The organism is Mucilaginibacter sp. (genome assembly GCF_036383575.1).
GTDB lineage: Bacteria > Bacteroidota > Bacteroidia > Sphingobacteriales > Sphingobacteriaceae > Mucilaginibacter.
Genome location: NZ_DASVOB010000676.1, coordinates 1 through 6,458 on the forward strand (window position 1 = coordinate 1; position 6,458 = coordinate 6,458).

A 6,458-nucleotide genomic window follows, 5' to 3' on the forward strand; every position below is an offset into this window, starting at 1 on the left:
TAAACTGATTATTTTTATTTAGATACTTAATTATTCAATTTGTTAAGCTAAACAGGTAACTTCTGTAAGGATATTACCCAGAGCATTAAAGTAAAAGCCATAACCGCCGCGCAAGGAGCCCGGTGGCTGCGTTACATTGATGCCTCCTTTTATAAGGCGGTCATAAATTTCTGTTACCTGTTCATGGCTATCTACCAGGAAACCTATATGAAAAGCATCGGGGTAATGGTTGTTACCATCTCGATTAAAACTTTCCGCCGTAAGCACCAGGATAAAGCCACCCTCGCCTTCCAGTATGGCCAGCATATTATTACCCTTTACACTGGTGCATTTAAAGCTAAAATATTGCTCAAAAAACCTGGAGCTGGCGGCTACGTCGGTCACCGGTAAATTAATATGATTAAGTTTTATACTGGTTACCGGCATAACGATCAGGGTTTTAATGCTTTTAATACAAGGCCAAGCGTTTGTTCCATTAGTTTGTCATCCAATGTAAAACTGCTGTTCACATAGCTATTACCCTGGTTATGAAATTTGATGAGTTGATAAAGAGGTGCATAAGCTACTGCCCAGTAAACTTCAAAAGGCAACGGAACAAGCTGTTTTTTCTCTTCAGCATTGCGCATAAATGCCCCTAAAATCTGCCCGAAACTAATAGTAAGCATGGCGGTTACTTTTTCATAAAAATGAGTGTAACGCATAATTTCAATAAATTCCATATCCAACGGACATTGCATGAAATACTCAAGCCTGTTACGCCATTGTACCCTCAACCCCTCTGCAAAATCCATATCTGGCGAAAAATTCTGAAGACTAAAATCCATCATTTTTTCGGCCACTCCAACACAAATGCTACTTATCAACTCTTCCTTATCTTTATGATAAATATAAATGGTAGCCGGTGATACCCCAGCTGCCCGGGCAAGCTTATTAACTCCAAAACCATCGAGCCCTTCGGCAACTATCAATTCTATAGCTTTCTGGCGTATCTGTTGTTCTTTATGTTCGTCGCGGGGTCTCATTTTTTCAAAACAAATATAAGTGAGCGTTCGCTTATTTAAAAATTTATTTTATTTCTTTCCTTTGATATCCAAACAATACGTCAATCCAGGAATACTTATCTCATATCACTTATAGTAACGGTTATTTTAAAATCAAGCGATCAGCTTGAAGTAGGCGACTATCAAAATTGATATAACAATAAGGGGATAGATCCACAGAGCACGTTTCCAACTTTTTACAGCGTTTTTATATTTCAACATGTAAAAAATATTGTAAACAAGCAATGTTACTGCCAATACTGCGCAAATACCAACTACAATCTTATTATCAACAACATACACACCAAAAATAGGAGCTACAAGTATAACTATGATCAGCAGGCCATACTTTTCCATATAGTTAGGTTTGACATTTATAGTGAGGGGCTTAATACCACCAAGGACCTCTTCTACCCTGGCATAATCATCAACCTGGCTTGGGATAACTATCCGTTCAAACGGAACATTACTTTTCCCTCGTATAGTCAATCTATTGGATGCATTCTTTTCAATTATGGAAACCTCGTTTATCGAAATTTGTACATCTTTAAACCCTTCCTGCTTACGTGTTATGTTGATATCGTCGATAACTAAAGCGTAGCTATCATATAACTTTTTCCTCTTTTTAGCTATTCTAAAAACGAGATATACATAAAACAAGGCCAATCCCAACATAAACCAAACAGCCGTCCCCCCACCGTTTTTATAATCATCTTTCAATATCGAAAACGAAACCGCTCCCCACACTATGAGCATAAGCAATATTATTCGGACTATAAATTTCTTGTGCACCGCAGGATAGCTTTCTGGGTTTAGCTTAAATATCAGTGGTTCCATTAAGGTTTAAATTTCCCGAAGATAATTAAAATGACAAATCGCCGGATTTTATAAATGCAAAATTATAGCTAACAAATCAGCAAATTGAACTATTAAAAACAATGATCACTTTTCGGTGTTAAGAAGTGTACTTAATTATTAATTATCAAAAATGTATCGATGTCTTTCTATTGAGACATCAAAATGCTTCAGGCTGCGTTTTTGAAAGTTTTAATCAACAGATGTTAAATTTTATTTAAATTATAAAGAAATAGTCCGTATCTTAGTATTGTCATACTAAATGTTAATAATTATGGAAAAATTAATAATATTGAGAATGTTCTTTTGCTTCCCGCTGGTTGGTTTATTATTACCCGATGCCGGTATTTTATTGTCAAATTACCCAGGCAAGGTTCCGGTAATTCACGTCATAATAGAAGTAGCTTTGTTGATTTGTATTGCCCTTTGCACTGCTGCAATAACATATGGTAAAAAGCGTAACCAGGCCAGGACAAACGAAGCGTCTTTTTCCTGATCATTGATCTTAAAGAAGCAAAGAAATAGCTCAGGCAGCTTTTCTAATTCATAATCTGCTTTGAAATTGGGGCTTTTATGCCCCAATTTTATTTCAAGCCCACAGTAACCTCCCGCTTATTCCTTATTAGTTATAAGGTATTTAACGATGGTACAGGTTTTGCAATAGTCAATAATGGTTTTTTTATTGATATTTGATAAACCGCTGTCGCGTTCATGAAAAAAATTCTATTTCTACTTTTTTTACCGCTATGCTCACTTGGCCAAACGGCAAGTACATATATTCAGGAGGGAAACTCAAAAGCTAATAACAAGGACTATAAAGGTGCGATACAGGACTTTACGCACGCAATAGAATTAAACAGCAAAAATGCTGATGTATTTTACTACAGGGCAAATGCATACGGTAACCTTAAAGACTATAAAGCGGCCATTAATGATTACGCAGAAGCTGTTGCTCTAAAACCCGGCCTAACCAACGCCTACCTGTACAAAGCCAATGCCGAGGCTGCTATACAGGATTATCAAACCGCTATTATTGATTTCGACAGGGCTATAACCCTGGGGCCTAAAACGGCCGATATGTTCCACTACCGGGGAAATGCCAAAAGTAATATGGGCGATTATGCAGGCGCTATTGCAGATTTCACAACAGCACTGCAATTTACCCCCAACAATGCCGATCTGTATAAATACCGTGGCTTAGCCAAAAACAATAATAGCGATTTCGCCGGGGCAATTGCTGATTATAACACGGCTGTTAAACTGAGCCCTAATAGTGCCGAGGTCTACCAATATATGGCCGGCAGCAAGGCCAGCATGAATGATTATAACGGCGCTATTGCCGATTACACAAAAACACTTTCGCTTAACCCCAATAACGCCGAAGCTTATTTTTATAGGGCAAACACCAGGGCAAAACTAAATGACTTTAAAGGCGCTGTTGACGACTATAAAAAAGCGGCCGCAATAAATCCCAATTTAAAGAATCTTTTACTTTACATGGCCAATGCCCAAAGCAGCCTGGGCGATACCAATGGCGCGCTTGATTATTTTAACAAGGCCATCGCACAATCTCCCAAAAATGCAAACCTGTACATGTACCGCGGGATTATCAAAAGCGACAAAAAAGACAATCAGGGTGCCTTGGAGGATTTTAACAAAACCATCGCACTCAACCCTAAAAATGGTGATGCGTATCAAAGTCGTTCATTTTCGAAACTTGCATTGGGCAATTACGAGGGCGCCAAAATTGATGCGGATTCGGCTATTATCATAAATCCTAACAGTATAAGTGCTTACGTAAGCCTAAGCAAAGCTAAAATGGCTATGAAAGATACCGTAGGCGTTATTGCCGATTTAACAAAAGCAATTAGCCTGAACAGTAAAAGTGATGAAGCTTACCTGTCCCGTGGTGATGCATACCGCGATTTAGGAGTTCCGCTCGCTGCTATTAATGATTACACCAAAGCCATTGCTATAAACCCGGTTTATACGTATGCTTTTTTTAACCGTGCTATTGAAAAAACCAAACTGGGCGATTATGCCGCTGCTGTAAAAGATCTTGAAAAACTGATCAACATCGCTCCTCAACAGCAAAATGGCTATTTGCGATTGGGTAAGATCAGCAACTTTTACAAATACACCAATAATGGCGTACAGTTATTTACTAAGGCCATAGCACTTAATCCAACAATTGCTGATTTTTACCTTTACCGCGGTGAAGCAAAAGCTGCCGCCGGTGACGCCAAAGGAGCTATGGCCGATTATAATACCGGCGCACTTAAAGCACCTAAAAATATCACGTTATTACTAAAGCGTGGCTTAGCCAAAACTGACGCCGAAGACTACAACGGCGCTCTCACCGACCTGAGCAGTGCACTGAAAATTGATTCATTATCAGACTCAACAGCTTTGGTGTGGCAGGCAAGAGGTTTTGTGAAAGCCAAACTTAAAAACTATAAAGGTGCACTTACTGATCTTGACCGGGCTGTATCAATTTTCTCAAACGATGAAACTTTTTTAATCAGGGGCGATATCAAAATGATTTTGAAGGATTACGCCGGTGCTGCCGATGATTATCACAATGCCACCTATATGAATGATGCTAATATAAAGGCTTATTCACATAGTGGTATAGCCAAAAGTTACCTTGGTGACGCCCAGGGTGTGAAAGATGATTTTGCCGCCGCATTTAAACTTGCCCCTAATAACCCGGACATATATATTGACAGGGCCACTGCTAAGGTAAATTTAAAAGACCTTAACGGGGCAATTTTGGATTGCAATACTGCTATCAGCCTCGATACAAAAAATAGTCGGGCCTATTTACAAAGAGGGCTTTCAAAAATAGCTCTTGAGGATAAAACAGGTGGCTGTGCAGATATGAATAAAGCGTTAAGCATGGGTTGGAAAGAAGCGGCAGATTCAATAGCAAAATATTGTAAATAACTATAACTTTATATTTACAATACCCGTATAATAAGTAACTATTAACTGATCTATAAATAAAAACGAAGCCCCGCAAGGGGCTTTTACATTTACCGGGAATTTATTCGGGCTATACGGCCTTTTTATCTTCAATGTGTAATTGCCCGCGCAGTTCCTTTAATTCCATTTCGTAGGCACGCATACGGGCCTGCAAAATATCTACCTCTGTACGCATCATCTGTATTTCGGTAATGAGCTTGGCAGATTCGGGCTTGTTGATCATTTTTTCGCCGGTACCAAGAATCAGCCATTCGGGCGAGTATTTGAGTTGAAAACATAGCTTACGGATCAGATAATAGCTAATATCCTGCTTTTTGTTGATCACCTTACTAATAAAACCCTGGTCAACACCAATGGCGCCGGCAAGCCCCAACTGGCCGCCGTGTTCTTTCACAACAACCTTTAACCGTTTTATAATCGCTTCGTCAGACATAAGTGACTGCAATAATAATCATTTTGTTTATCCGTACAATATATAATTACTTTATTGAACAACCTCGAAACAAAAAAGGTCAAATGCCCCAACAGCAAATGACCTTAAAGTAAAACTAACCAACAAAAACTATATATGACAATAAAAATAAGCTTAGGTTAAAAGCAAAAATTATTTATTTCCTAACTTTTCAACAAGCTCACCAAGTTTATTATTATAAACAGACAAACTGATCTTTCCTGTATTATAATCAACGGTTATCTGTTGCAGGTTTGCCCCTACTTTTTGCTTTAAATCATTACCCCTATTCAGGTAAGACGTGTTAGCAGTTAGCTCAGCATTAATTTTATTTAATCTCTGATCCATACACCGTTGCATAAGTAACGGTTGTACATCGTTCGCATTTTTCAGTAACGAATTAATCCTGCGCCGTTGCTGTTTATCAAACTGTAAAATAACAAATACCAGCCCCAGCCCTGCTATCAGAAACAAATAAAAATAATCCATACCCCCCTGATATTAAACGTTCATTATACATTTTAATACGAAGCCTATAAAATAAGGTTGCATAATATTTAAAACTTTTTTGAATATTTCTTTTAACGTTAAAAATTACATCAGGTACAAATTTTAAAATACGCTTAAAAAGCCGACATTTACATTCATAATCCCTTAACAAAAGGGACACATAAAATTTGCGATCATTATGAAACCGGGCGATAAGGTAATCTGTATAAACGACAAAATAGATCCTGAAAAGATGGCTGAAATACGGCAGGACTTCGAGATATGGATCACCAAAGATAAGGAATACACCATACGCGAAATACTTGACAACAATGGCATAGTAACCGGTTTGTTGTTAGAAGAGGTGCACAATTTTCCGAAATTTTTTAAACTGATAAACCGTTTCCAGGAGCCCGCATTTGCCCAGTGGCGTTTCCGCAAACTAAACTATGCCAGCCCGCAGGCCGAAGCTGTTACCGAGGAGCTGGAACTTGTTGAGCAAACTGAAAAAGAACAACAACTGGTAAAGGTTAAATAGCACAGTCCATTGCCTGATCCACTGTATTTATTTTGTTAAAATAAGTTAAACATTTTGCCTTCCCCCATTCATAAACGGATATTTATATAGCGAAACCGTT

Annotated in this window: 8 protein-coding genes; 3 read left to right on the top strand and 5 right to left on the bottom strand. The window is 38.3% G+C overall.

Going from position 1 to position 6,458, the window contains the following annotated elements; translation table 11 throughout:
* Positions 1-42: 42 nt before the first annotated feature.
* From VF500_RS23590 to VF500_RS23600, 3 genes are all read right to left on the bottom strand, one after another.
* Positions 43-426, bottom strand: a complete 384-nt coding sequence (locus tag VF500_RS23590) for a VOC family protein (RefSeq protein WP_330862022.1) — start codon at positions 424-426, stop codon at positions 43-45.
* Positions 427-431: 5 nt separating this feature from the next.
* A complete protein-coding gene (locus VF500_RS23595) occupies positions 432-1,022 on the bottom strand; it encodes a TetR/AcrR family transcriptional regulator (protein ID WP_330862023.1) in 591 nt (196 codons plus the stop codon).
* A 132-nt stretch (positions 1,023-1,154) separates the two neighbouring features.
* The gene (locus tag VF500_RS23600; RefSeq protein WP_330862024.1) at positions 1,155-1,877 is read right to left on the bottom strand and encodes a hypothetical protein; all 723 of its coding nucleotides are present in this window, start codon (positions 1,875-1,877) and stop codon (positions 1,155-1,157) included.
* Between the two features lie 292 nt (positions 1,878-2,169).
* Between VF500_RS23600 and VF500_RS23605 the strand changes: the two genes are divergently transcribed.
* Both VF500_RS23605 and VF500_RS23610 read left to right on the top strand, forming a co-directional pair.
* Complete coding sequence (locus VF500_RS23605; protein WP_330862025.1) at positions 2,170-2,391, top strand: hypothetical protein; 222 nt, start codon at positions 2,170-2,172, stop codon at positions 2,389-2,391.
* A gap of 215 nt (positions 2,392-2,606) precedes the next feature.
* A complete protein-coding gene (locus VF500_RS23610; protein WP_330862026.1) occupies positions 2,607-4,841 on the top strand; it encodes a tetratricopeptide repeat protein in 2,235 nt (744 codons plus the stop codon).
* A 109-nt stretch (positions 4,842-4,950) separates the two neighbouring features.
* Here VF500_RS23610 and VF500_RS23615 read toward each other — a convergent pair whose 3' ends face one another.
* A complete protein-coding gene (locus VF500_RS23615; RefSeq protein ID WP_330862027.1) occupies positions 4,951-5,313 on the bottom strand; it encodes a hypothetical protein in 363 nt (120 codons plus the stop codon).
* 171 nt (positions 5,314-5,484) lie between these two features.
* A complete protein-coding gene (locus VF500_RS23620) occupies positions 5,485-5,679 on the bottom strand; it encodes a hypothetical protein (RefSeq protein ID WP_330862028.1) in 195 nt (64 codons plus the stop codon).
* Between the two features lie 394 nt (positions 5,680-6,073).
* On the opposite strand from VF500_RS23620, the gene VF500_RS23625 reads away from it, so the two are divergent.
* Positions 6,074-6,358: a hypothetical protein gene (locus tag VF500_RS23625; RefSeq protein WP_330862029.1), complete on the top strand. Its 285-nt coding sequence runs from the start codon at positions 6,074-6,076 to the stop codon at positions 6,356-6,358.
* The last annotated feature ends 100 nt before the right edge of the window (positions 6,359-6,458 follow it).

What these genes read in the sequence shown, in the direction of transcription:
- VF500_RS23615 (WP_330862027.1), bottom strand. Translation starts at nt 5,313, where the DNA reads ATGTCTGACGAAGCGATTATAAAACGGTTAAAGGTTGTTGTGAAAGAA.
- VF500_RS23595 (WP_330862023.1), bottom strand. Translation starts at nt 1,022, where the DNA reads ATGAGACCCCGCGACGAACATAAAGAACAACAGATACGCCAGAAAGCT.
- VF500_RS23590 (WP_330862022.1), bottom strand. Translation starts at nt 426, where the DNA reads ATGCCGGTAACCAGTATAAAACTTAATCATATTAATTTACCGGTGACC.
- VF500_RS23620 (WP_330862028.1), bottom strand. Translation starts at nt 5,679, where the DNA reads ATGGATCAGAGATTAAATAAAATTAATGCTGAGCTAACTGCTAACACG.
- VF500_RS23600 (WP_330862024.1), bottom strand. Translation starts at nt 1,877, where the DNA reads ATGGAACCACTGATATTTAAGCTAAACCCAGAAAGCTATCCTGCGGTG.
- VF500_RS23625 (WP_330862029.1), top strand. Translation starts at nt 6,074, where the DNA reads ATGGCTGAAATACGGCAGGACTTCGAGATATGGATCACCAAAGATAAG.
- VF500_RS23610 (WP_330862026.1), top strand. Translation starts at nt 2,607, where the DNA reads ATGAAAAAAATTCTATTTCTACTTTTTTTACCGCTATGCTCACTTGGC.
- VF500_RS23605 (WP_330862025.1), top strand. Translation starts at nt 2,170, where the DNA reads ATGGAAAAATTAATAATATTGAGAATGTTCTTTTGCTTCCCGCTGGTT.